23 protein-coding genes and 1 riboswitch are annotated in these 22303 nt (G+C 68.4%); of the genes, 13 read left to right on the forward strand and 10 right to left on the reverse strand.

Going from position 1 to position 22303, the window contains the following annotated elements; genetic code table 11:
* Window positions 1–68: 68 nt before the first annotated feature.
* Window positions 69–671, forward strand: a complete 603-nt coding sequence (locus OUA97_RS00195) for a TIGR00730 family Rossman fold protein (RefSeq protein ID WP_267229707.1) — start codon at window positions 69–71, stop codon at window positions 669–671.
* Here the strand turns inward: OUA97_RS00195 and OUA97_RS00200 are convergent.
* The 6 genes from OUA97_RS00200 to OUA97_RS00225 all read right to left on the reverse strand — a co-directional run bounded on the left by OUA97_RS00200 (window position 668) and on the right by OUA97_RS00225 (window position 7441).
* The gene (locus OUA97_RS00200; protein ID WP_267229708.1) at window positions 668–1189 is read right to left on the reverse strand and encodes a GNAT family N-acetyltransferase; all 522 of its coding nucleotides are present in this window, start codon (window positions 1187–1189) and stop codon (window positions 668–670) included. The genes OUA97_RS00195 and OUA97_RS00200 overlap by 4 nt on opposite strands.
* On the reverse strand, window positions 1186–2850 hold the full coding sequence (locus OUA97_RS00205; protein WP_267229709.1) for an NAD+ synthase: 1665 nt from the start codon (window positions 2848–2850) through the stop codon (window positions 1186–1188). Before OUA97_RS00205 ends, OUA97_RS00200 begins: the two co-directional genes overlap by 4 nt.
* 38 nt (window positions 2851–2888) lie before the next feature.
* Window positions 2889–3950, reverse strand: coding sequence for a pyridoxal phosphate-dependent aminotransferase (locus tag OUA97_RS00210; protein ID WP_267229710.1), 1062 nt, complete (start codon window positions 3948–3950; stop codon window positions 2889–2891).
* Window positions 3951–3957: 7 nt separating this feature from the next.
* Window positions 3958–6339: a TonB-dependent receptor plug domain-containing protein gene (locus tag OUA97_RS00215; protein WP_267229711.1), complete on the reverse strand. Its 2382-nt coding sequence runs from the start codon at window positions 6337–6339 to the stop codon at window positions 3958–3960.
* Between the two features lie 142 nt (window positions 6340–6481).
* A complete protein-coding gene (gene dksA / locus OUA97_RS00220; RefSeq protein WP_267229712.1) occupies window positions 6482–6910 on the reverse strand; it encodes an RNA polymerase-binding protein DksA in 429 nt (142 codons plus the stop codon).
* 99 nt (window positions 6911–7009) lie between these two features.
* Entirely contained in the window at window positions 7010–7441 is a 432-nt protein-coding gene (locus tag OUA97_RS00225) for a flagellar assembly protein FliX (protein WP_267229713.1), read from the reverse strand.
* 201 nt (window positions 7442–7642) lie between these two features.
* Between OUA97_RS00225 and OUA97_RS00230 the strand changes: the two genes are divergently transcribed.
* From OUA97_RS00230 to OUA97_RS00250, 5 genes are all read left to right on the forward strand, one after another.
* Window positions 7643–8749 carry a flagellar basal body P-ring protein FlgI gene (locus OUA97_RS00230; RefSeq protein WP_267229714.1) on the forward strand — a complete coding sequence of 369 codons (1107 nt, stop codon included), beginning with the start codon at window positions 7643–7645 and terminating at the stop codon, window positions 8747–8749.
* A complete protein-coding gene (locus tag OUA97_RS00235; RefSeq protein WP_323690502.1) occupies window positions 8749–9057 on the forward strand; it encodes a rod-binding protein in 309 nt (102 codons plus the stop codon). Before OUA97_RS00230 ends, OUA97_RS00235 begins: the two co-directional genes overlap by 1 nt.
* 11 nt (window positions 9058–9068) lie before the next feature.
* Window positions 9069–9512: a flagellar basal body protein gene (locus OUA97_RS00240; RefSeq protein WP_267229715.1), complete on the forward strand. Its 444-nt coding sequence runs from the start codon at window positions 9069–9071 to the stop codon at window positions 9510–9512.
* Window positions 9513–9615: 103 nt separating this feature from the next.
* Window positions 9616–9771, forward strand: a riboswitch (FMN riboswitch).
* A gap of 99 nt (window positions 9772–9870) precedes the next feature.
* Window positions 9871–10368, forward strand: coding sequence for a 6,7-dimethyl-8-ribityllumazine synthase (locus OUA97_RS00245; protein ID WP_267229716.1), 498 nt, complete (start codon window positions 9871–9873; stop codon window positions 10366–10368).
* An 8-nt stretch (window positions 10369–10376) separates the two neighbouring features.
* On the forward strand, window positions 10377–10805 hold the full coding sequence (locus OUA97_RS00250) for a PaaI family thioesterase (protein ID WP_323690503.1): 429 nt from the start codon (window positions 10377–10379) through the stop codon (window positions 10803–10805).
* Between the two features lie 13 nt (window positions 10806–10818).
* Here the strand turns inward: OUA97_RS00250 and OUA97_RS00255 are convergent, their stop codons facing one another.
* Window positions 10819–10965 carry a hypothetical protein gene (locus OUA97_RS00255; RefSeq protein WP_267229717.1) on the reverse strand — a complete coding sequence of 49 codons (147 nt, stop codon included), beginning with the start codon at window positions 10963–10965 and terminating at the stop codon, window positions 10819–10821.
* Between the two features lie 177 nt (window positions 10966–11142).
* Here OUA97_RS00255 and OUA97_RS00260 point away from each other — a divergent pair, with 177 nt between their 5' ends.
* Window positions 11143–12054, forward strand: a complete 912-nt coding sequence (locus OUA97_RS00260; protein WP_267229718.1) for a PAS domain-containing protein — start codon at window positions 11143–11145, stop codon at window positions 12052–12054.
* Here OUA97_RS00260 and OUA97_RS00265 read toward each other — a convergent pair.
* On the reverse strand, window positions 12051–13640 hold the full coding sequence (locus tag OUA97_RS00265; protein WP_267229719.1) for an ABC-F family ATP-binding cassette domain-containing protein: 1590 nt from the start codon (window positions 13638–13640) through the stop codon (window positions 12051–12053). The two genes, OUA97_RS00260 and OUA97_RS00265, sit on opposite strands and share 4 nt — an antisense overlap.
* A 254-nt stretch (window positions 13641–13894) precedes the next feature.
* On the opposite strand from OUA97_RS00265, the gene ada reads away from it, so the two are divergent.
* The 5 genes from ada (at window position 13895) to OUA97_RS00290 (ending at window position 18314) form a co-directional block, all read left to right on the forward strand.
* Entirely contained in the window at window positions 13895–14950 is a 1056-nt protein-coding gene (gene ada / locus OUA97_RS00270) for a bifunctional DNA-binding transcriptional regulator/O6-methylguanine-DNA methyltransferase Ada (protein ID WP_267229720.1), read from the forward strand.
* Complete coding sequence (locus OUA97_RS00275) at window positions 14947–15678, forward strand: 2OG-Fe(II) oxygenase (RefSeq protein ID WP_267229721.1); 732 nt, start codon at window positions 14947–14949, stop codon at window positions 15676–15678. Before ada ends, OUA97_RS00275 begins: the two co-directional genes overlap by 4 nt.
* 17 nt (window positions 15679–15695) lie before the next feature.
* Window positions 15696–16166 (forward strand): DUF1203 domain-containing protein, encoded by a 471-nt coding sequence (locus OUA97_RS00280; RefSeq protein WP_267229722.1) that lies wholly within the window; start codon window positions 15696–15698, stop codon window positions 16164–16166.
* 63 nt (window positions 16167–16229) lie between these two features.
* Complete coding sequence (locus OUA97_RS00285) at window positions 16230–17447, forward strand: dipeptidase (protein ID WP_267229723.1); 1218 nt, start codon at window positions 16230–16232, stop codon at window positions 17445–17447.
* Window positions 17448–17510: 63 nt separating this feature from the next.
* Window positions 17511–18314 carry an enoyl-CoA hydratase/isomerase family protein gene (locus OUA97_RS00290; RefSeq protein ID WP_267229724.1) on the forward strand — a complete coding sequence of 268 codons (804 nt, stop codon included), beginning with the start codon at window positions 17511–17513 and terminating at the stop codon, window positions 18312–18314.
* A gap of 4 nt (window positions 18315–18318) precedes the next feature.
* On the opposite strand, the gene OUA97_RS00295 is transcribed toward OUA97_RS00290, so the two are convergent.
* Window positions 18319–18684 (reverse strand): BlaI/MecI/CopY family transcriptional regulator, encoded by a 366-nt coding sequence (locus OUA97_RS00295; protein WP_267230031.1) that lies wholly within the window; start codon window positions 18682–18684, stop codon window positions 18319–18321.
* Entirely contained in the window at window positions 18684–19139 is a 456-nt protein-coding gene (locus tag OUA97_RS00300; protein ID WP_267229725.1) for a hypothetical protein, read from the reverse strand. The genes OUA97_RS00295 and OUA97_RS00300 overlap by 1 nt, the downstream gene beginning before the upstream one ends.
* Window positions 19140–19391: 252 nt before the next feature.
* Between OUA97_RS00300 and uvrA the strand changes: the two genes are divergently transcribed.
* Window positions 19392–22289 (forward strand): excinuclease ABC subunit UvrA, encoded by a 2898-nt coding sequence (gene uvrA / locus OUA97_RS00305; protein ID WP_267229726.1) that lies wholly within the window; start codon window positions 19392–19394, stop codon window positions 22287–22289.
* The last annotated feature ends 14 nt before the right edge of the window (window positions 22290–22303 follow it).

Genomic DNA, 22303 nt, shown 5'->3' on the forward strand with positions numbered 1-22303 from the left:
CCTAGCTAATCGGTCTTTCCCGGCGCCTCTGCAAGCGCGCCGCGTTGATTCTCCAGGAGCTTCATCAAATGGGCGACGCGCCCGACCGCCTCGACTCCGTCTGCGTCTTCTGTGGCTCGTCCGATGCGGCCGATCCGGCCCTGCTGGCCAGCGCCGCCGAATTGGGCCGCGGACTGGCGGCGGCGGAGCTGACGATGATCTACGGCGGCGGCGGGGTCGGGCTGATGGGCGCCTGCGCGGTCGCCGCGCACGAGGCCGGCGGCAAGGTGCTGGGCATCATCCCGGCTTTCCTGAAGGAACGCGAACGCCGCCTCGACATCGTCGAGACCGTCGTCGTGGAGTCCATGCACGAGCGCAAGATGATGATGTTCGAGCGCTCGGACGGCTTTGTGGTGCTGCCGGGCGGCATCGGCACGCTGGAGGAAGTGGTCGAGTTGCTGTCGTGGCGGCGGCTGGATCTGCACGGCAAGCCGGTGGTGTTCTACAATCCGGACGGCTTCTGGGAGCCGCTGTTCCACCTGTTTCAGCACACGGTCGACCAGCACCTGACCCCGCCCAGCTTCATGACGAGCTGGGTCGCAGTCGACTCCATCGACGAGATCATCCCGGCCCTGCGCCGCGGCGTGCCGACCGGACCGGACGCCGCGCCGGACGTCGCCCAACTGACCTAGGGCCGCAGCCGCTCCAGCAACACGATCTCGCCGTGATAGTCGGCGCGGGCGTACTCCCGGAAGCCGGCTTTGTCCGCGGCGCGCAGGGACGGCGCGTTCTGCGGATTGATCATGCAGACCGTACGACCCCCCGGCAGGTTGGCGTCGGCCCAGGCCAGGGCCGCGGCGATCGCCTCGCTGGCATAGCCCTTGCCGTGAACCGAGGGGCTGAGCACCCAGCCCATTTCCGGGGCGTCTCCGAAGCCCGGCTCGAAACCGCGCATGAAGTCGGCCAGGCCCAGTTCGCCGACGAAACGGCCGGACGGCTTTTCGCAGATCGCCCAGAAGCCGAAGCCCATCTCGCGCCAGTGGCCCACATAGCGCAGCAGGCGGGCCCAGGACTCCTCGCGCGTGAAGGCGCGGCCGCCGATGAAGCGGATGACCTCCGGATCACTCCACAGCGCCGCGCAGTCGTCGAGGTCGGCCTTGGCGTGCGGCCGTAGGACCAGCCGTTCGGTTTCGATGACCGGCGCGATCACTTGCCGACCACGTCGCGGAAGCCGTTGACGATCGGATAGCGGCGGTCGCGGCCGAAGGCGCGGGCCCCGACCTTCACCCCCGGCGCGGCCTGGCGGCGCTTGTACTCGGAATTGTAGAGCAGCCGCTGGATGCGCTCGACGGTCTCGGGCGCATGGCCGCGGGCGACGATCTCGTCGAGGGTCGCCTCCTCCTCCACCAACCCATGCAGGATGGCGTCGAGCTCGGCATACTCCGGCAGGCTGTCCTGGTCCTTCTGGTCGGGCCGCAGTTCAGCCGACGGGGCCTTGGTCAGGATGCGCTCGGGGATCGGGTCGGCGGCCACGCCATAGGGATCGTTGGCGTTGCGCCAGTCGCAGACGGCGTAGACCTCGGTCTTGTAGATGTCCTTCAGGACATTGTAGCCGCCGCACATGTCGCCGTAGAGCGTGGCGTAGCCGACCGCCATCTCCGACTTGTTGCCGGTGGTCATCAGCATCAGGCCGAGCTTGTTGGAGAGCGCCATCAGCGAGACGCCGCGGGCGCGGGCCTGGATGTTCTCCTCGGTCAGGTCGGGAGCCTTGCCCTCGAAATGCGGGGTCAGCATCTGGGCGAAGGCGTCGATGGCCGGGACGATCGAGATCTCGTCGAGACGGATCCGGAGCCGCTTGGCGCAGTCCTCGGCGTCGTCGAGGCTGTCCTGGCTGGTGTAGCGCGAGGGCAGCATGAAGCAGCGGACCCGGTCGGGGCCGAGCGCGTCGGCGGCGACCACCGCGCTGATCGCCGAATCCACACCTCCGGAGAGGCCGAGCAGCACGCCGGGGAAGCCCGACTTGTTCACGTAGTCGCGCAGGCCCAGCACCATGGCGCGGTAGACTTCCTCCGGGCCCGAGACCCATTCGGCCATCGGCGCCTCGACGCAGGCCCATCCGCCCGCTCCCTTCTCCCAGACGGTCAGGGCGAAGGCTTCCTCGAACATCGGCAGGCGCATGACCACCTCGCCCTGAGCCGACAGCGCGAAAGAGCCGCCATCGAAGACCAGCTCGTCCTGGCCGCCGACCTCGTTGACGTAGAGCATCGGCAGGCCGGTTTCGGCCACGCGGGCCTTGGCCACACCCATCCGCTCATGATCGGCGGTGCGGCGGAACGGCGAGCCGTTGGGGACGAGCAGGATCTCGGCGCCCTTGGCCTTCAGATCGGCGCAGATCGCATCCGACCAGATGTCCTCGCAGATCGGCGCGCCGAGCTTCACACCCTTCCATTCGAAGACGCTGGCCGAGGCGCCCGCCTCGAACACCCGCTTTTCGTCGAAGACGCCGTAGTTGGGCAGATCGCCCTTGATCGCCAGGCCCTTGATCTCGCCTTCGGCGAGGAAGGCCAGGGCGTTGTGCGGCCGCCCACCGGGCTTTGCGTTGGGCCAGATCACGCCGACCAGGGCGGCCGGGCCGTCCTTGGTCTCCAAGGCCAGGCGCTCGACGGCGGCCTTGCCGGCCGCCCAGAAGGCCGGCTTCAGCGCCAGGTCCTCGGGCGGATAGCCGTTGATGAACAGTTCGGAGAAGACCGCGATGTCGGCGCCGGCGGCCTTGGCCTGGGCCAAGCGTTCGCGCGCCAGCGCCTCATTATGGGCGATGGCGCCCACGGTCGGATTGGCTTGAATGGCGGCGATGACGAGGCGCGTGGACATGAATCCCATGTAGCCTCGCCATTCGCCGGGGGCCAGAGCTAGGCGGCCATTACCTTCGGCAAGACGCGCGCGAAGTGGGCCATGGCGTTCGGGTCGGCGACCGCAGCTCGCGCCCAGCCGGGGCCGGCGCCAGTGAACAGGCGCAGCATCACGCCCTCGGTCTCCAGCCGCTTGATCGTCTGGGCCGTGCCGAAATTGGCCCAGACATAGCTGCCATGTGAGCGGAGATAGGGAATCTTGACCGTCTCGCAGGCGCGGTAGAGGATCTGACGCCCCTGCTCCATCGCCCTGTTGGAGGCGGCCAGATAGTCCATGTCGCGGTAGCTGACGGTCGCCGCCGACAAACCCGGCCCGTTGCGCGAGGGCGCCAGCAGCATACGGATCGCCCGCGCCCTTTCGGGCTGGGCGATGCAGTAGCCGATGCGCACGGCGGCCAGCGCGTAGCTCTTGGAAAAGGTGCCGACGACGATCACGTCGTGGCCTTCACGCACCAGGTCGACGGCGCTCTCGGCGGCCGGATCCAGGCACATGTCGATGAAGGCCTCGTCGACGATCACCGGGGCGAATCTGGCGGCGTGGATGCAGAAGCTGCGCAACGCCGTCCGGTCGGCGAGCAGGCCGGTCGGATTGTTGGGGTTGCAGACGTAGGACAACTGCACGTCCGGCCCCAGCGACCGCGTCATGGCGGCGAAGTCGATCTGCTGGTCTGGCGCCATCGCCACACGGCGGGCCTGCTGGCCCACCCGCGCGGCGTAACTGATGTGGGTGTCGTAGGTCAGGGCCGGCGCGAGCTGAACGCCGCCCTTGGTCCAGAAGGACGACATCATGGCCAGCGGCTCCAGAGCGCCGGTGGAGATCGCCACATGGGCCGGGGTGACGCCGTTGGCCTTGGCGATCACCGCCATCAGCGCCGCTTCCTCGGCGTGGGGATAGTGCTCGACGTGGGTCACAGCCTTGGCCAGAGCCGCGCGGGCGGCGGCGCTGGGGCCGAACGGGTTCTCGGTGATGTTCAGCGCGGCCAGGGCGTCAGCCGCCCCGGCCCCCGCCGGGAGGGCCGCCAGGGCCAGGCCCGCCAGGCCGCGCCGCGTGATGTCGCCCATCGCGCCCTCAGAACTTCGCGCCGACGCGGACGTAGTAGAGCCCGCCGTCGGTGTCGTAGACCGCGTTGCGCGAATAGATCAGGCCGCGCGAGGCCTGGAAGGTCGCCTCGTCCGGGTAGGTGTCGAAGAGGTTCTCCGCACCGACGGTGATCTTCACCTGGTCGGTGACCTGGGCGCTGAGCGACAGGTCGACGAAGGTCCGCGCGCCGAAGGCCTGGACGAGGTCGGCGGACGACTGGAACTGGGCGTCGGTCCAGTCGCCGAAATAGCGGACCCGGGCCATGCCCTCGAACATGCCCCAGGCGTAGAACCCGGTGACGTTGCCTGTGTGCTCAGGCAGGCCGTCCTCGATGTTGATGCGGGCTAGGTTGGAGACCTCGCTGAGCTTGGAGCGCGTGACCTTGGTGTCGTTCCAATTGTAGGCGGCGGTCAGCGTCAGGGTTCCCTCCCCCACCACGGTCTTCCAGGAGCCGACGGCGTCGATCCCCTGCGTGCGGGTGTTGAACGAGTTGGTGAAGTAGCTGACCGAGGTCAGCGAGTCGGCTCCGGGCACGCCCAAGCCCAGCAGTTGGGCGCGGATCGCCGGGGTCACGGTGAAGTTCGGCGAGGTGGCGAAGCGGTCGTCGACCTCGACCCGGTAGTAGTCCAGCGAAGCTGTCAGGCCGTTGTCGGCGTTGCGATAGACCAGGCCCACCGAGACGTTCTTCGAGGTTTCCGGCTCAAGCGGCTTGGCGCCGAAGAACTGGGCAACCGGGTTGGCCGGCGAAAGACGGCCGGCGGTGAACAGCTGCAGCGTCGTGGTGTCCAAGCCCTGGGAGGTGCGGGTGCTGTTCAACTGCCCAGGCGTCGGAGCGCGGAAGCCGGTTGAGGCCGCGGCGCGAACGGCCCAGTTCGGGGAAATCTCATAGCGGGCGGCGATCTTGCCGTCGGTGGTCGAGCCGAACTCGGAGAAGTCCTCGTAGCGGATGGCGATGTCGGTCGAGAAGGCGTCGGTCCAGGAAAGGTCGAGGTCGACATAGCCCGCGTAGCTGGTCTGGTCCCACGACCCGGCCTGCGAAGAACTGTAGCCCGGGAAGCCGTTGGAGCCAGAGGGCAGACCGGCCGGGGCGCCGGGGCCGACCTGGTAGGACATCGGATCGCCTGCGCCGATCTTGTAGGTCTCCACCCGCCGCTCGGCCCCAAACGCCAGATTGGCGGTCTCGGCCAGGAAGCCCAATTCCACCGGCTTGGCGAAGTCGAGGTTCAGGTTCTGCTCGCGCTGGGTCAGGACCCCGGCGCGGAAGGCGGTCGGCGATTGCGGGCCGAATGAGGCGTTGATCGTCTCATTGATGAAATAGTCGATCTTGTCCTCGCCCAGCGAGGCGTTGAAATCCCAAGACAATCCACTGTCCAACTCGCCGCGCAGGCCGGCGTTGACCGCGTAGTCCGTCTCGTCCTGGCCGAATTTAGGCGAGAAGCCGACCGGATAGATTTGGCGCAGGTTCCAGCCCGGAAACGCGGCGCTGTTGCGATAGGCGGTGTCGGTCGAGGGGTTGCGCCAGTTGAAGTCGGTCACGCCGCTGGAGTCCGTGTAGGTGGCGAAGCCGTAGAGCTCGACCGCCTCGTTCAGCGGGATGGAGGCGTCGAGGACGAAGCGGGTGGCGTCGCGATCCGGCTGGCCCCAACGCTGCACCGGATTGGGGACCGTCAGCGTGGGATTGGCGGCTTGGAAGGCGATGGCGTCCGGACGCTGACGGGTGCGCGAAGTCGCTTCGCTGTCGGTGTAGGTCAGGGTGGCGACGAGATGGCCGCCGTCGCCGATGGCCCAACCGGCGCGGACGCCGCCCTCAAGCACCCGGCCGTCGCCCTCGTAATACTGCGAGGCCTGGGCGAAGGCGCTGACGCCCGGCTGGTCGTTCAGGATCAGGTTGATGACGCCGGCGATAGCGTCCGAGCCGTACTGGGCCGAGGCGCCGTCGCGCAGCACCTCGATCCGCTTGATGGCGAAGCTGGGGATCTGGCCTAGATCGACGCCCTGGGCGCCGCGACCGCCCAGCAAGGCGGACCGATGCCGGCGCTTGCCGTTGATCAGCACCAGGGTCTGGTCGGGGGAAAGGCCCCGCAAGGTGGCGGGACGCACGAAGGCCTGACCGTCCGCGGCGGGCAGCCGCTGGACGTTGAAGGACGGCACCGCCGCGACCAACTTTTCCATGAGTTCGTCGGAAACCGTGCTTTCCAGCACCGACTCCGAGATGACATCCACGGGGGCGGCGGACTCGAACGCCGTGCGGTCCACGCGGCGGGTGCCGGTGACGATGACGTCCTCAACTTGGGTGAAGGCCGTGTCCGCCTCGGCGAAGGCCGGTTGGGCGATGGCGAAGGCGAGCACGGCGGCAGCCGTGGTGGTCATTAGGCGCATAACGGTCCCCCGAAACAACTGGGGGGCTGCTAGCCCTTGCGCATGACGACGCGAGTTCAGCCGCGTGAATGCTGCGCGACAGTCTCATGGCCATATGAAGAAGGGCGACCCCGGAGGATCGCCCTTTTCGATCTCAGTCGTCCCGATGGACCCGTTCGCGGCGTTCGTGCCGCTCCTGGGCCTCCAGGCTCAAGGTCGCGATCGGACGGGCTTCGAGGCGGGCGACGCCGATCGGCTCGCCGGTGTCCTCGCAGTAGCCGTACGATCCATCCTCGATCCGCCGCAGCGCTTCGTCGATCTTCGAGATCAACTTGCGCTGGCGGTCGCGAGTGCGGAGTTCGAGGGCTCGGTCAGTTTCCGACGTCGCCCTGTCCGCCAAGTCGGGATGATTCTCGGTCTCAGTCTGAAGATGAGCGAGAGTTTCCCGGGACTCGCGAAGGATGTCCTCTTTCCAGTTCAGCAGCTTTTGTTTGAAGTACTCGAGCTGCCGCTCATTCATAAATTCCTCGTCCTCGGAAGGACGATATTCAGGCTTTTCCGCCAACATCGTGGCCGTGCTCATAGACGCCTCAAGCCCCCTCGGTACATCAACCCGACGAAACGCGGGCCGCTTATACCAAATAGAAATCCGCTTTCAACGAACCTCGCTCTCCGCGGGCCATTACGCCGCACGATTCGCGCGTTCGAGTTTAGCGAGCTCCACGGCAGCACGGGTTTCAATCTCGTTCAATACACCTTCTAGGCGTTCGTCGTCCGAGCCTTGCCGCTCCTCGGCCACCGCCCGCTTCAGGCGCTCTAGATCGTCCACCGACACATCGCCCGAAAGGAGCGCGATCTTCACGTCTTCGAGAACGTCGAGAATCTTGCCCGCGCGCCCGACGGCGCGGCGGCGGCGTTCCAGCGGCCCGCCGATATCCTGCAGGGCGAGGATCGCATCGACGCTCATCACCCCGCCGACCCCGCCGGCGCGCGCGACCTGAGCTGCGCCTGCGGCCGCTGTGGGTTGGGCGACCTGGAAGCCTCCGCCGCCGGCCGACTTAGCCTTGCCCGGCCCGGCGGCCGATCCAACGCCGCTTGTTCCGCTGACCTTCATGAAAGGCCCTCTACCATGCTTCGCCCCAAATCTCTCGGGGCAAGCTTATGGTATGGTTAATGCCGGGCAATTTCTGCCGCCAGGCGCCTCCGACGCGGCGTCGCGCAGACCTTTACCATTGATTTTGCTGATATTTCGAACTGGCACGCCCGTCGCAAGGGACCAGCAAGCTCTTTGCCGTCCGTATTGCGTCGAGGTCCCATGCGTCGAACTTTCCGCCTCTTCAGCGCCGCTTTCGTCGCCGCCGCCCTGGTTTCGGGGCCGGCCTTCGCCAAGTCGCGGATCAAGGACATCGTCGAGTTCGAGGGCGTGCGCGACAACATGCTGGTCGGCTACGGCCTGGTGGTCGGCCTGAACGGCACCGGCGACAGCCTGCGCAACGCCCCCTTCACCCGCCAGAGCCTGGAGGCCATGCTCGAGCGGCTGGGGGTCAACACCCGCGACACCAACCTCAACACCAAGAACGTGGCCGCCGTGATGGTGACGGCTCGCCTCCCCGCCTTCGTCGCCGCCGGCGCGCCGATCGACGCCACCGTGTCGGCCATGGGCGACGCCAAGAGCCTGCAGGGCGGCACGCTGCTGGTCACCCCGCTGCTGGGCGCCGACGGCCAGGCCTACGCGGTCAGCCAGGGCACGGTGCAGACCGGCTCGATCTCGGCCGGCGGGGCCTCGGGCTCGTCGGTGTCCAAGGGCGTGCCGACGGCCGGCCGGATCGCCGGCGGGGCCATCGTCGAGCGCGAGATCGGCTTCCAGATGGCGAGCATGGGCGAGCTGCGCATGACCCTGCGCAATCCCGACTTCTCGACCGCCCGCAAGATCGCCGACGCGGTCAACACCCGCTTCCCCGGCGCGGCGCGCGCCGACAACCCGACCATCGTCACCATCCGTTCGCCGGGCGGCCAGGACATGGTCTCGTTCATGTCGCAGGTCGAGAACCTGAGCGTGGAGACCGACAGCCCGGCCAAGGTGGTGATCGACGAAGTCGCCGGCGTGATCGTGATGGGCGAGAACGTCCGCGTCTCCACGGTCGCCATCGCCCAGGGCAACCTGACCATCACCGTGCGCGAGAGCCCGGCGGTCAGCCAGCCGGCCCCGTTCAGCCGCGGCCAGACCGCGGTGGTCCCGCAGTCCGACGTCCAGGTGGACGAGGAGAAGGGCAAGAAGTTCATCACCCTGCGCGACGGAGCCTCGCTGGCCAGCCTGGTCGCCGGGTTGAATGCGCTGGGGGTCACCCCGCGGGACATGATCTCGATCCTGCAGACCATCAAGGCGGCCGGCGCGCTGCAAGCCGACATCGAGGTGATGTGATGGACCTGACCTCCAGCACCTTCAGCATTCCGACGGCGGCGACGCCGCAACTCACCGCCGAGCAACTGGCCAAGCGCGGCCAGATCGAGAAGACCGCCAAGGACTTCGAGGCCTCGTTCCTGTCGGTGATGCTGAGCCAGATGTTCAAGGACGTCGGGGCCGAGGCGCCGTTCAACGGCGGCCACGGCGAGGCGGCGTTCAAGTCGTTCCTGAGCGACGCCATGGCCAAGCAAGTCGGCAAGGCCGGCGGCGTCGGCCTTGCCGATCGCGTCGCCCAGGAAATGTTGAAGCTTCAAGGTCTGAGTTAGGAGAGTTTGGCATGGCGATCTCCGCCACGGACGCGACCGACCGCGTCGAACAACTGATCGTTCTGACCGAGCGCCTGACCGAGCTGATCGCGCACGAGGCGCTGGCGTTCGAGGAGCGGCGGCCCCAGGACGCGGCGCTGCACATCGAGGAAACCTCGAAGCTGGCCAACGTCTATCGTCACGAGTCGGCCCGCGTGCGCGCCAACCCGAACCTGGTGGCCGGCGCGCCGCTGGTCCAGCGCACGCGGCTGATCCGCGCCACCGAGGCGTTCGACGCGGTGCTGGCTCGCCAGGGCCGCGCCCTGGATGCCGCCAAGACGGTCACCGAGGGCCTGGTTCGGGCGATCGCCGAGGAAGTGGCCTCCAAGCGCAACACCGGTTCGGGCTACGGCCGAGGCGGCGCAGCCGCCCCCGCGGCCTCGGCCACCTCGATCACGCTGAACAAGCGGGCGTAGATGCGCTGTTAGCCCCTCTGGGGCCCCGCTTCAGAAATTAAACGCTTGTTTGACGCTGGGTCATGGGCCTACCCTTGGCGCTGTCGTCGGGCTGTTCCGGCGACCGCGTTCTCAGGGCGGGGTGAAAGTCCCCACCGGCGGTAATGGCGGCTTCGGCCGCACGAGCCCGCGGGCGCCTGACGGTCGATAGGCCGTCGGGGACAGCAGATTCCGGTGCGATTCCGGGGCCGACGGTTAGAGTCCGGTTATGAGAACCGCTGGCGACGGCCAGTCCTTGCACGCCTGCGTGCGGGGATTCCCTGGCCGGGGCCTAGCGTCTCCCTGAGTCGTGGTTTCAACCCATCTCAGGGATCTGACCATGACTGTCACCCACTTCGAAGTCCCCACCGCCAACGGCGCCTTCCGTCTGGCCCGCATCGCCTTCGTCCAGTCCGGCTGGCACAGCGAGATCGTCGACAACGCCTATCAGGGCTTCCTGAGGGAGATCGGCGGCCTCGGCTTTTCCGAGAGCGCCATCGACCGGTTCGAGGTGCCCGGCGCCTTCGAAATCCCGCTGCACGCCCAGACCCTGGCCAAGACCGGCAAGTACGCGGCCATCGTCGCCGCCGGCTTCGTGGTCGACGGCGGCATCTATCGCCACGATTTCGTGGCCTCGACAGTGATCAGCGGCCTGATGCAGGTGCAGCTCTCGACCGAGGTGCCGGTGTTCTCGGTGGTGCTGACGCCGCACCATTTCCATGAGCACGACGTCCACCAGACCTTCTTCCGCGAGCACTTCGTGACCAAGGGCGCGGAGGCGGCCCAGGCCGTGGCCAAGACCATCGCCAGCCTGGCCAAGCTCGCCGCGGCGGCGTGAGGCATGGGATGATGCAGGAGACCCTCGTCATCCCGCCCGGCTTCCAGCGGCACTTCCGGCAAAGTCCGGTCACCGACCCCTGGGAGCCGATCTACAGCCGTCGCACCGACAGCGCGGTGGTGCTGGGGCTGGTGGCCGAGGCCGCGCACACCAACAGCCGCGGCATGGTGCACGGCGGGCTGATCAGCGCGCTGGCCGACAACGCCATGGGGCTCTCCTGCGCACACCGGTTGGGGCCGGACGCCAGCCTGGTCACCGTCAACCTCGCGCTCGACTTCCTGGGCGCGGCGAAGATCGGCCAGTGGCTGGAGTTCGACACCGTGTTCGTGAAGCCGGGCTCCACCCTGGCCTTCGCCCAGGCCTTCGTCACCGCCGACGGAGAACCCTGCGCACGGGCCAACGGCACCTTCCGCGTGGTGCGCAAGACCGCGGCCTAGCCGCGGCGCGACGTCAGGCGGCCTCGGACGTGTCGGTCCGGGGCCGCCACCCGCTGGCCAACAGGTGGGCGGCGAGCGACTCGGCCGATTCCAGCGTCATTTGCTGGAGCAGCGCCAGGCGGCGTTCCAGAGTTCTCACCTTTGCGTAGAGCAGCCCCATAAAGTACGCATTTTACGCATCTTTTGCGGATGAAGATCGTTCAGCGCGGGCCGCACATTTCGAGTTGCGCTCGGCCGCAAAGCAACGCTAGCGTTTGGTTAAGCGTAGCTGGGCTTAGGGGCGAGCCTTCCAGGGAATTGCGCGGTCTGCGGAATTCACGCGAAGCTCGGAAGAGCAATGAACAACGGCCACGGAGAGCCATCCGTCGTCACCGCCGGTGAGATCAGCCGGAATTTCGGACAGTGGCAGGATCGGGCATTGGGCGGTCCGGTCATCGTCACCCACCATGGGCGACCACGAGTCGTATTGGTGTCGGCCGACTACTACTCAACCTCGAAGGAGGACCACTCCTTCCACCCGCGCGAGGACGACGCGCCCTCCTTCGAAACCGGCCAGCGCGCGATCCTCGATCATGTGACCGAGGCCTTCATGGCCGTGAACTCTCAGTTGCACATCACCGCCGTGAACCACGTGTTCGAGGCGCTGGTGGGCCATAGCGCCTCGCAGCTGGTCGGCCGGTTCTGGGAAGACCTGTTTCCAGCGACCGCCCGCTCGCTGATGGACGAGCAGCTCAAGCGCGCACTGCGCACCGGCGAGACGCTGGAGTTCGAAGCCCCGGGCGACGCGCCCGGCGTGCGCCGCTACAGCTTCCGCGCCTTTCCCTATCCGGGCGGCGTGGCGGTGCTGATCCAGAACCGCACCGCCGAGCGCGAGATGCAGGCGCAGCTGAACCAAGCGCGCGCCCTGGACGCGGCGCTGTCGATGCTGCCGCAGGTGATGGTGCTGCGGCTCAACGTCCGCGGAGTCCTGACCACCATCGATCCGGGGCTCGCCAAGTTGCTCGGCTTCTCGGCCGACGAACTGGTCTCCTGCCGCCTGCCCGACATCACCCGGCCGCGCGACCGCGCCGACCTGACCGCGGCGCTGGAAGCCGTGCTGCAGGGCGGCCGGCCGAGCCAGATCGCCACCACCCTGCTGGTCAAGGACGGCGGCGAGCTGGCGGTGCGCATCGGCCTGGCCAGCGTCATCCGCGATCTGGTCCCCGACGGCCTGGTCGCGGCGGTGACCCTGGACTCCAGCCAGGCCTAGTCGCCGCCGAGCCGCACTTCCCGATCCACGGAGATCGCGTTCAGAAAATCGCGGTCGTGGCTGACCACCAGCATCGCGCCGTCATAGCCGCGCAGCGCCGCCTCGACCGCCGCAATCGAGTCGAGGTCCAGGTGGTTGGTCGGCTCGTCGAGCACAAGCAGCTGAGGCGGCGTCGCCGACATCAGCACGCAGGCCATGGCCGCGCGCAGGCGCTCGCCGCCGCTGAGCACGGCGACCGGCTTTTCCGCGGCGGTGTTGCGGAACAGGAACCGGGCCAGCGCCGCGTGGGCGTCGTTGCGGGTGGAGCCGGGGTTCAGCCGCTGGAAGGCTTCAACCAGGGTCTCGTCGGGCGCCAGCATGGCGGTCTGCTGGTCAAGCAAGGCAAGGCATGCGCCGTGCGTGACGCGGCCGGCGGTGGGCGTCAGGTCGCCGGTGACCAGGTTGATCAGGGTCGACTTGCCCGCGCCGTTACGGCCGGTCACCGCCACTCGCTCGGGGCCTGCGATCCGCAACGACAGGCCGCTGATTACAGGTCCCGTCCCTGGATAGGCGAAAGCGACGTCGTCGAGGGCCAGCACCGTCTTGCCGGCCGCCAGCCCCGAGGGCGGCAGGTCGAACGCCAGGCGCCGCAGACGCTCGACGCGCCCCTGCGCCTCGGCCAGGTCGCCGGCGGCCTGTTCGCGCTGCCGAGCGGCCACCTGCCCCTCTCGCGCCCCTGAGTTCTCCGCCCGTTCGGCCATGCCGCCGAGCAGGATCTTGGGCTCGCTGCGCTTGGCCGCGAACTTGCGCCCCGCCGCGTCCCGGCGGTCCTTGCGCTCGCGCGCGACCTGGGTCTCGCGCTCGACGCGGGCCACCGCCCGCTCGGCGTCGGCCAGCTCTCGGACGGCGGCCGCCTCCTCCTGGGCCTTGCGCTCGGCATAGAGGTCGTAGCCGCCGCCATAGACCCTGGCCCCCAGGCTGGTCAGCTCGACCGTCCGGTCCATCAGGCGCAGCAGGGCGCGGTCGTGACTGACCACCACCGCCCCGCCCTTCCACGCGGCCAGCACCTGGGCGATCAGGTCGCGCGCCTCGGCGTCGAGATTGTTGGTCGGCTCGTCCAGCAGCAGCAGGTCCGGCTCGCGGGCCAGCAGCCCGGCCAGCGAGGCGCGGGTCGCCTGCCCGCCGCTGAGCTCGGCGGCCGGGCGCAGGGGATCGAGCCCCGCCAGTCCGACCTGGGCCAGCCCCGCCTCCAGGCGCGAGGGCAGGCTCCAGTCGGCGTCAGCGAAGTCATCCTCGCTCCCGCCGCCGGCCTCGATCCGGTCCAGGCGGGCCAGTTCGCCAGCGAGCCCCAGGATATCGGCCACGCTGGCGCCCGGCGGCGGGGCCAGGGCCTGGCGCAGCACGCCGACGCGGCCGCGCACGACGACCGCCCCGGCCGCGGGCGCGATCTCGCCCAGCATCAGCCGGATCAGCGTGGTCTTGCCCACGCCGTTGCGCCCCACGAGGCCAGTGCGCTCGGCCCCGAAGGCGAGGGTCAGATCGTCGAAAAGCGGGTGGCCGTCAGGCGTTTTGTACGAAAGGCCGTCGAGCGTGAGGAAGGCGGACATGCGAAACCATGGACAGATTGACGTTCGGGACGAGTTGGCTGGTCGTCGCGATGTCCATGGTGCTGCGGTCTCCCTGCGGTGAGCGACCGATATAGGGGGCGGCGCATGGGTTCGCAAATCGCGGATTTCGGACCTCGCGCCATGGCCGCGCTTGCGATGCGGGCCGCGCATGCGGATTTGAAAGCAAGAGCCGGAGTTTCAGCGCCCGATCGCGGGCCTATCCCATCGCTCACCAGATCGATGGAGCATTTGAAATGCAGATCGCATTCGAGACCGAGAGCGCCCGCTGGGCCGCGCTGGCCGCCCGCGACGCCGCCGCCGATGGCGCGTTCTTTTATTCCGTGCGCACGACCGGGGTGTACTGCCGCCCCTCCTGCGCGGCGCGGCCGGCGCGGCCCGAGAACGTCGCCTTCCACGCCACCACGGCCGAGGCCGAGGCTGCGGGCTTTCGCCCCTGCAAGCGCTGCAAGCCCGATCAGGCGCCGCTGGCGCAGCGCAACGCCGCGGCGGTCGCCGCCGCGTGCAGGCTGATCGAGGCCGCCGAGGAATCGCCCGGGCTCGAGGTCCTTGCCGCGGAAGCGCGCATGAGTCCGTTCCACTTCCACCGGGTCTTCAAGTCGGTCACCGGCCTGACGCCCAAGGCCTTTGCCGACGCCCGTCGCGCCGAGCGGGTCCGGCGGGCCCTTGGCGAGAGCAGCAGCATCACCGAGGCGATATACGACGCCGGCTTCAATTCGGGAGGCCGCTTCTACGAGCAGTCGGAAAGGGTGCTGGGCATGACCCCGACCCGCTTCCGGGCCGGCGGCGAGGCGCAGCAGATCCGCTTTGCGGTCGGCGAGTGCTCGCTGGGCTCGATCCTGGTCGCGGCGACCGACAAGGGCGTCTGCGCCATCCTGTTCGGCGACGATCCCGGCGGCCTGGTCCGCGACCTGCAGGACCGCTTCGACAAGGCCGAGCTGATCGGCGGCGACGCCCAGTTCGAGGCGCTGGTCGCCCAGGTGGTCGGCTTCGTCGAGCAGCCGCGGCTCGGCCTCGACCTGCCGCTAGACGTGCGCGGCACGGCGTTCCAGCAGCGAGTCTGGCAGGCGCTGCGGGAAATCCCGGCCGGCCAGACCGCCAGCTACGCCCAGGTCGCCGAGCAGATCGGCAAGCCTTCGGCCGTCCGCGCGGTGGCCCAGGCCTGCGCCGCCAACGCCCTGGCCGTGGCGATCCCCTGCCACCGGGTGGTGCGCAACGACGGCGCGCTGTCGGGCTATCGCTGGGGCGTCGAGCGCAAGCGCGCCCTGCTGGACCGCGAGGCCGCGGCATGAGCGCCGCGGTCCTCCAGCCGGCAGCCGGAGAAGGACGTCTGGCGTCGTTCGACTGGCGCCAAGTCGAAAGCGACCTGGACGCCCAGGGCTCGGCCCTGCTGCCGGGCCTGCTGACGCCCGAAGAATGCGCCGCGATCGCCGGCCTCTATCCCCGCGAGGACGGGTTCCGCAGCCGGGTGGTGATGAGCCGGCACGGCTTCGGCCGTGGCGAGTACAAGTACTTCGCCTATCCCCTGCCCGCCCTGATCGGCGGCCTGCGGACCCGGCTCTATCCACGCCTCGTTTCCATCGCCAACCGCTGGAACGAAGCCATGGGAATCGCCGTGCGCTATCCGGCCGAGCACGCGGCGTTCCTGGAGCGGTGCCACGAGGCCGGACAGCGGAGGCCGACGCCGCTGCTGCTGCAGTACGGGCCCGGCGACTACAACTGCCTGCACCAGGACCTTTATGGCGAGCACGTGTTTCCGCTGCAGGTCGCGGTGCTGTTGTCGGAGCCCGGCCGCGACTTCACCGGCGGCGAGTTCGTGCTGACCGAACAGCGGCCGCGCATGCAGTCACGGGCGGAGGTTGCGCCGCTGCGCCAGGGCGACGGCCTGATCTTCGCCGTTCACCACCGCCCGGTGCGCGGAACCCGCGGCAGCTACCGCGTCACCATGCGCCACGGCGTCAGCCAGCTGCGCAGCGGCCAACGCCACACCCTGGGCGTCATCTTCCACGACGCGACCTGAGCCCATTGGAGCCTGCCATGTCCTTCAAGATCACCGGCCTGCCGGTCGATGAGTTTCGCCCATTGTTCGGCCTCGGAGACGCCGAGCTCGCCGCCCTGGGCGCCGTCCGCTACACGGCCACGACGCCGATCGGCTTCCCCTGCCGCATCACCCTGCGCGACGCCGAGGTCGGCCAGACCCTGCTGCTGCTGAACTACGAGCACCAGCCGGCCGATACGCCCTATCGCTCACGCCACGCGATCTTCGTCAACGAGGCGGCGACGGCGAGCGCCGCCCTGGTCGATGAGATTCCCCAATGCCTGGCCGTGCGTGGGGCGATCGCCCTGCGGGCCTACGACGCCGACGGCATGATGACCGCCGCCGAGATCGCGGCCGGCGCCGATCTCGTCCCGATCATCGAGCGGATGCTGGCCGCGCCGGGGACGGCCTATCTGCATGCCCACAATGCAGGCAGGGGCTGTTTCGCCGCGCGGATCGACCGCAACTGAGGCTTGCGCAGACTCCCCGGAATGCTGAAGGTTCGCGCCGGTTCATTTCGGGGAGTGGCGTTCGTGTTCAAGTTTGGTCTTCCGCTCGCGGTTCTGCTCGCCAGCGCCTCGCCGGTCCTGGCCCAGGCTCCCAAGGTGAAGCCCGAGACCAGGATCCTGCACGAGAATCTGATCGTGCTGGACACCCACTTCGACACCCCAGCCAACGAGGCCAACCCCAGCTTCGACATCCGCGCCCGCAACAAGGTCGAGGACGGCAGCCAGGTCGACTATCCGCGGATGGTCGAGGGCGGCGTCGACGGCGGCTTCTTCGTGGTCTTCACGCCCCAGGGCGCCAACACCAAGGAGGGCAACATCGCCGCGCGCGACCACGCCCTGCTGCGGACCATGGTCATCCACGAGATGGTCGCCAAGAACGGCGACATCTTCGCCCAGGCGACCAAGGCCGACGAGGCCGCCACGATCAGCCAAAGCGGCAAGCGCTTCGTCTACATCAGCATGGAGAACGGCTCGCCGGTCGCCGGCGACCTGACGCTGATGAAGACCTTCTACGACATGGGCGTGCGGATGATGTCGCCCGTCCACTTCGCCAACAACGACCTGGCCGACAGCGCCACCGACCCGAAGGGGCCGATCCACGGCGGCCTCTCGCCGCTGGGCAAGCAGTTTGTCGCCGAGGCCAACCGTCTGGGGATCCTGCTCGACGCCAGTCACGCCTCCGACCTGGTGCTGGACCAGATGCTCGACCTGTCCAAGGCGCCGATCATCCTGTCGCACTCCGGCGCCAAGGCGATCTACAACCACCCGCGCAACGTTCCCGACGACCTGCTGCGCAAGCTGGCGGCCAAGGGCGGCGTCATCCAGATCAACGCCTTCTCCGGCTACATGAAGGACATGCCGGAGATCCCGGAGCGCAAGGCGGCCCTGACCGAGCTGTTCAAGACCTACGGCTCGCCGCGCGACGTCCCGGCCGACAAGCGCGAGGCCTATCGCGCCGCCCGCAACGCCATCGAGGCGAAGTACCCCATCGCGCGGGCCAACATGGACGACCTGATGAAGCACATTCAGCACGCGGCGCAGGTCGCCGGTAAGGCCCACGTCGGCGTCTCCGGCGACTTCGACGGCGGCGGCGGCATCGAGGGCTTCGACGACATCACCTACTTCCCCGCCCTGACCGAACGGCTGGTCGCCGCCGGGTGGACCAAGGATGAGCTGGCCGGCTTCTGGGGCGGCAACGCCCTGCGGGTGCTCAAGCAGGCCGACGAGCTGAAGGCGAAATAGCCGCCGCTTGCCTGACGCAGCGGCGGCGGGCGCAGGCTCCTTCGAAACCTCGGAGGGCCTGCGATGTACGAACACCTCGACCTGCGCCAGGACGGCGACGTCGTCTGGGCCACGATGAACCGGCCCGAGCGGCTGAACGCCCTGAACCGCAAGCTGGTCGAGGAACTGCGCGACTTCTTCGTCGGGCTCTACTGGCGGCGCGACGTGCGGGTGGTGGTGCTGTGCGGGGCCGGCGGAGCGTTCTGCGCGGGGCTGGACCTGAAGGAGCGCAGTACCGCCGCGCCGGGCGGTCGGTCGGTCGGGGCCAGCCTGACCGGCCAGCGGCAGATCAGCGAGATCGTCATCGCCATGCGCCGCTGCCCACAGCCGATCATCGCCTGCGTCGACGGCGCCGCCAGCGGCGGCGGCTTCGCACTTGCCCTGGCCTCGGACGTGCGGATCGTCACGCCGACGACCCGGATGAACGCCGCCTTCATCCGCATCGGACTCTCGGCATGCGACATCGGGGTCAGCTATTTCCTGCCGCGGATGGTCGGCTCGTCGGTGGCGGCGGAATACATGCTGACCGGCCGCTTCATCGACGCCGAGCGCGCCTATCAGCTGGGCCTGGTCAGCCGGGTCGTTGCGCCGGACGCCATCACGGCCGAGGCGCAGAGCTTCGCCGCCGACATGCTGCACGCCACGCCGCTGGGCCTGCGCTTGACCAAAGAGGCGCTGAACCACGCCATCGACGCCCAAGGCCTGGAGGCGACCATCGCCATGGAAGACCGCAACCAGATCCTGGCCAGCCTGGACGGCGATTTCGGCGAGGGCGTCGCCGCCTTCCTGGAAAAGCGCCCGCCGCGCTACGAGCGGCGGGAGAGCTAGCGGGTTACTCGCGGTCCAGCTCGTCCAGCAGCCGGCGCAGGCGAGCCTTCTCCTCGTCCGACAGGGCCCGGCGGCGGGCGAAGTGCGCGACCATCGGGGCCAGCTCGCCGCCGAACAGCCGGTCGAGCAGGCCCTGGCTTTCGGCGGTCACGTACTCGTCCCGGGCCACCAGCGGCGCGTACAGCGTGCGGCCGTCCGCGCGCCGCGAGGCGATCGCCCCCTTCTTCAGCAGCCGGTTGACCAGGGTCTTGACCGTCGCCTCGCCCCAGCCCTGGGCGGGGGCGACCGCCCGGACCAGTTCGTCCGGGCTCAGCGGCTCGCCGGCCCACAGCGCCTCCATCACGTGGCGCTCGGCCTCGGTGACGGCGATCACGCCGCGAGCCGACGCAGGCGCGCGTCCAAGTCCTGGTGGCAGATCACCGCCAGGGCCGCGGCCGCCAGACCGAGGGTGATCTGCGCCATGATCTCGGCGAAGCCCGGCGCCAGGATCGCCAGCGACGGCGTCGGACGGACGTTGGCCAGGCCGATGAAGCTCGCCAGCAGGGTGTAGGAGGCGCCGGACAGGCCAAGCAGCAGCGCCCCGACCCACATGCCCTTCAGATAGCGCAGGCCGGCCACCGAGCGGCTCGGCTGGGCCGACAGCGAGCGCCCCAGCCCAAGGGCCCAGAGCACGACCGCCGCCGCCGCCATGAGCATCAGGACCAGCATGACACCCTGGTTCAGGCGCGAGGCGTCGAGAAACACCTGCACGAAGTTCAGCCTTTCGAACTCCGGCACGATGACGGGGCTCATGGGATCCGGTTGCGGGATGACCGTCGTCTGCATCGCTTCCTCCAATTTACATTTGTAGTTCGCAATTGGATTACATGCGTAAATCGGGCCGTCAAGGGCGCCGGCTCATAGGCCTGCTGACAACGCTGCTGACAGGTTTGTGCAAGCGATGGGCTAGAACCTGCCGGTGATATCGCCGCAGCGGGTTTGTTCCCCTAATGTTCCCGTGTTATCGGTGAGTCTCGGAACTACATTGGACGAGAGCCGCCGAGGGCATCGGCGGCTGCAAGCGTTTTCCGGAAAAGCATGGCCGAACAGCTTAATTTCATCCGCGTTCGCGGCGCCCGCGAGCACAATCTGAAGGACGTCAGCGTGGATATTCCACGCGGCGAACTCGTCGTGCTGACCGGCCTGTCCGGCTCGGGCAAGAGCTCGCTGGCGTTCGACACGATCTACGCCGAGGGCCAGCGTCGCTATGTCGAGAGCCTCTCGGCCTATGCGCGCCAGTTCCTCGAACTGATGAGCAAGCCGGACGTCGACCTGATCGAAGGCCTGTCGCCGGCCATCTCGATCGAGCAGAAGACCACCAGCCGCAACCCGCGCTCGACGGTCGGCACGGTGACCGAGATCCACGACTACATGCGCCTGCTGTGGGCGCGGGTCGGGGTTCCCTACTCGCCCGCGACCGGCCTGCCCATCGAAAGCCAGACCGTCAGCCAGATGGTCGACAAGCTGACCGCCCTGCCCGACGGCGAGCGGATCTATCTGCTGGCGCCCGTGGTGCGCGGCCGCAAGGGCGAGTACCGCAAAGAGATCGCCGAGTGGCAGAAGGCCGGTTTCCAGCGGCTGAAGATCGACGGCGAGTTCTATCCGATCGAGGACGCCCCGGCGCTCGACAAGAAGTTCAAGCACGACATCGACGTGGTCGTGGACCGGCTGGTCACCAAGGCCGGCCTGGAGAGCCGCTACGCCGACAGCCTGGAGACCGCGCTGCGGCTGGCCGAGGGCATCGCCACCGCCGAGTGGGCCGACAAGGCCGAGGGCGAGGACGAACCGCGCCGGCTGATCTTCTCGGAGAAATTCGCCTGCCCGGTCTCGGGCTTCACGATCAGCGAGATCGAGCCGCGGCTGTTCTCGTTCAACAATCCCTATGGCGCCTGTCCGGTGTGCGATGGCCTAGGCGCCAAGCTCGCCTTCGACGCCGATATGGTCGTGCCGGACAAGGACAAGACCCTGCACAAGGGCGCGATCGCGCCTTGGGCGAAGGGGCCTTCGCCGCTCTACACCCAGACCTTGCAGGCGCTGGCCGGCCACTACGGCTTCTCTATGGACATGCCGTGGTGGAAGCTGCCCGAGGGCGCCAAGACAGTGGTGCTGTACGGATCGGGCAGCGAGAAGATCAAGTTCGTCTATGACGACAACGCCCGGAAGTACGAGGTCAACAAGACCTTCGAGGGCGTCCTGCCCAACCTGGAGCGCCGCTGGCGCGAGACGGATTCGTCCTGGGTGCGGGAGGAACTGGGCCGCTACCAGTCCGAGACGCCCTGCGAGGCCTGCGAAGGTTACCGCCTGAAGCCCGAAGCCCTGGCCGTGAAGATCGACGGCAAGCACATCGGCGAGGTCAGCCGGCTCTCGATCAAGCACGCCGGCGAGTGGTTCACCGAGCTCGACAACCATCTGACCGACAAGCAGATGGAGATCGCCCGGCGGATCCTGAAGGAGATCAACGACCGCCTGCGGTTCCTGGTCAATGTCGGGCTCGACTACCTGAACATGAGCCGCGCCTCGGGCACCCTGTCGGGCGGCGAGAGCCAGCGCATCCGCCTGGCCAGCCAGATCGGCTCGGGCCTGACCGGCGTGCTCTACGTGCTGGACGAGCCGTCGATCGGCCTGCACCAGCGCGACAACACCCGGCTGCTGGAAAGCCTCAAGGGCCTGCGCGACCTCGGCAATTCGGTGCTGGTGGTCGAACATGACGAAGAGGCGATCATGACCGCCGACTACGTCATCGACATGGGCCCGGCCGCCGGCGTCCACGGCGGCGAGGTGGTGGCCGAGGGCACGCCCCAGCAGGTCATGGACAATCCCAAGAGCATCACCGGCCAGTACCTGTCCGGCGCCCGCGAGATCGAAATTCCCGAGGACCGCCGGCCGATCTCGAAGAAGAAGGTGCTGCGCGTCGTCGGGGCCACCGGCAACAACCTGAAGAACGTGACGGCCGAGATCCCGGTCGGCACCTTCACCTGCATCACCGGCGTCTCCGGCGGCGGCAAGTCGACCTTCACGATCGAGACGCTCTACAAGGCGGCCGCCCGGCGGCTGCACAACGCCTCGGACGCCCCTGCCCCGCACGCCAAGATCGAGGGCCTGGAGAACTTCGACAAGGTCATCGACATCGACCAGTCGCCGATCGGGCGCACGCCGCGCTCGAACCCCGCCACCTATACCGGCGCTTTCCAGCCGATCCGAGACTGGTTCGCGGGCCTGCCCGAGGCCAAGGCCCGCGGCTACGGCCCCGGCCGGTTCAGCTTCAACGTCAAGGGCGGCCGTTGCGAGGCCTGCCAGGGCGACGGGCTGATCAAGATCGAGATGCACTTCCTGCCCGACGTCTACGTCACTTGCGACGTCTGCCACGGCAAGCGCTACAACCGCGAGACGCTCGAGGTGCTGTTCAAGGGCAAGTCGATCTCCGACGTGCTGGACATGACCGTCGAGGAGGCCGCCGACTTCTTCAAGGCGGTGCCGCCGGTGCGCGACAAGATGGAGACGCTGAAGCGCGTCGGCCTGGGCTATGTCCAGGTCGGGCAGTCGGCGACGACGCTGTCGGGCGGCGAGGCCCAGCGAGTGAAGCTCTCCAAGGAACTGTCGCGGCGGGCGACCGGCAAGACGCTGTATATCCTCGACGAGCCGACGACCGGCCTGCACTTCGAGGATGTCAAGAAGCTGCTCGAGGTGCTGCACGAGCTGGCCGACCAGGGCAACACCATGGTGGTCATCGAGCACAACCTCGATGTCGTGAAGACCGCCGACTGGATCGTCGACTTCGGCCCGGAGGGCGGCGACGGCGGCGGCGAGATCGTGGCGCAGGGGTCCCCGGAACAGGTCGCCGCCAGCCCCAAGAGCTGGACCGGCCGCTACCTGGCCGAGATCCTCGAAAAGCACGACAAGCGCCGCAACGAACGGCGGGCGAAGCTGCGGGCCTAGAGCGTGATAGCCGG

It is taken from the genome of Phenylobacterium sp. 58.2.17 (genome assembly GCF_026411515.1).
In the GTDB taxonomy this organism is placed as follows: domain Bacteria; phylum Pseudomonadota; class Alphaproteobacteria; order Caulobacterales; family Caulobacteraceae; genus Phenylobacterium.

Bases quoted from the DNA above. Each gene is read 5' to 3' on its own strand.
- OUA97_RS00195 (WP_267229707.1), top strand. From the start codon at position 69: ATGGGCGACGCGCCCGACCGCCTCGACTCCGTCTGCGTCTTCTGTGGC.
- OUA97_RS00205 (WP_267229709.1), bottom strand. From the start codon at position 2,850: ATGTCCACGCGCCTCGTCATCGCCGCCATTCAAGCCAATCCGACCGTG.
- OUA97_RS00210 (WP_267229710.1), bottom strand. From the start codon at position 3,950: ATGGGCGACATCACGCGGCGCGGCCTGGCGGGCCTGGCCCTGGCGGCC.
- OUA97_RS00215 (WP_267229711.1), bottom strand. From the start codon at position 6,339: ATGACCACCACGGCTGCCGCCGTGCTCGCCTTCGCCATCGCCCAACCG.
- dksA (WP_267229712.1), bottom strand. From the start codon at position 6,910: ATGAGCACGGCCACGATGTTGGCGGAAAAGCCTGAATATCGTCCTTCC.
- OUA97_RS00225 (WP_267229713.1), bottom strand. From the start codon at position 7,441: ATGAAGGTCAGCGGAACAAGCGGCGTTGGATCGGCCGCCGGGCCGGGC.
- OUA97_RS00230 (WP_267229714.1), top strand. From the start codon at position 7,643: ATGCGTCGAACTTTCCGCCTCTTCAGCGCCGCTTTCGTCGCCGCCGCC.
- OUA97_RS00235 (WP_323690502.1), top strand. From the start codon at position 8,749: ATGGACCTGACCTCCAGCACCTTCAGCATTCCGACGGCGGCGACGCCG.
- OUA97_RS00240 (WP_267229715.1), top strand. From the start codon at position 9,069: ATGGCGATCTCCGCCACGGACGCGACCGACCGCGTCGAACAACTGATC.
- OUA97_RS00245 (WP_267229716.1), top strand. From the start codon at position 9,871: ATGACTGTCACCCACTTCGAAGTCCCCACCGCCAACGGCGCCTTCCGT.
- OUA97_RS00250 (WP_323690503.1), top strand. From the start codon at position 10,377: ATGATGCAGGAGACCCTCGTCATCCCGCCCGGCTTCCAGCGGCACTTC.
- OUA97_RS00255 (WP_267229717.1), bottom strand. From the start codon at position 10,965: ATGGGGCTGCTCTACGCAAAGGTGAGAACTCTGGAACGCCGCCTGGCG.
- OUA97_RS00260 (WP_267229718.1), top strand. From the start codon at position 11,143: ATGAACAACGGCCACGGAGAGCCATCCGTCGTCACCGCCGGTGAGATC.
- OUA97_RS00265 (WP_267229719.1), bottom strand. From the start codon at position 13,640: ATGTCCGCCTTCCTCACGCTCGACGGCCTTTCGTACAAAACGCCTGAC.
- ada (WP_267229720.1), top strand. From the start codon at position 13,895: ATGCAGATCGCATTCGAGACCGAGAGCGCCCGCTGGGCCGCGCTGGCC.
- OUA97_RS00275 (WP_267229721.1), top strand. From the start codon at position 14,947: ATGAGCGCCGCGGTCCTCCAGCCGGCAGCCGGAGAAGGACGTCTGGCG.
- OUA97_RS00280 (WP_267229722.1), top strand. From the start codon at position 15,696: ATGTCCTTCAAGATCACCGGCCTGCCGGTCGATGAGTTTCGCCCATTG.
- OUA97_RS00290 (WP_267229724.1), top strand. From the start codon at position 17,511: ATGTACGAACACCTCGACCTGCGCCAGGACGGCGACGTCGTCTGGGCC.
- OUA97_RS00300 (WP_267229725.1), bottom strand. From the start codon at position 19,139: ATGCAGACGACGGTCATCCCGCAACCGGATCCCATGAGCCCCGTCATC.
- uvrA (WP_267229726.1), top strand. From the start codon at position 19,392: ATGGCCGAACAGCTTAATTTCATCCGCGTTCGCGGCGCCCGCGAGCAC.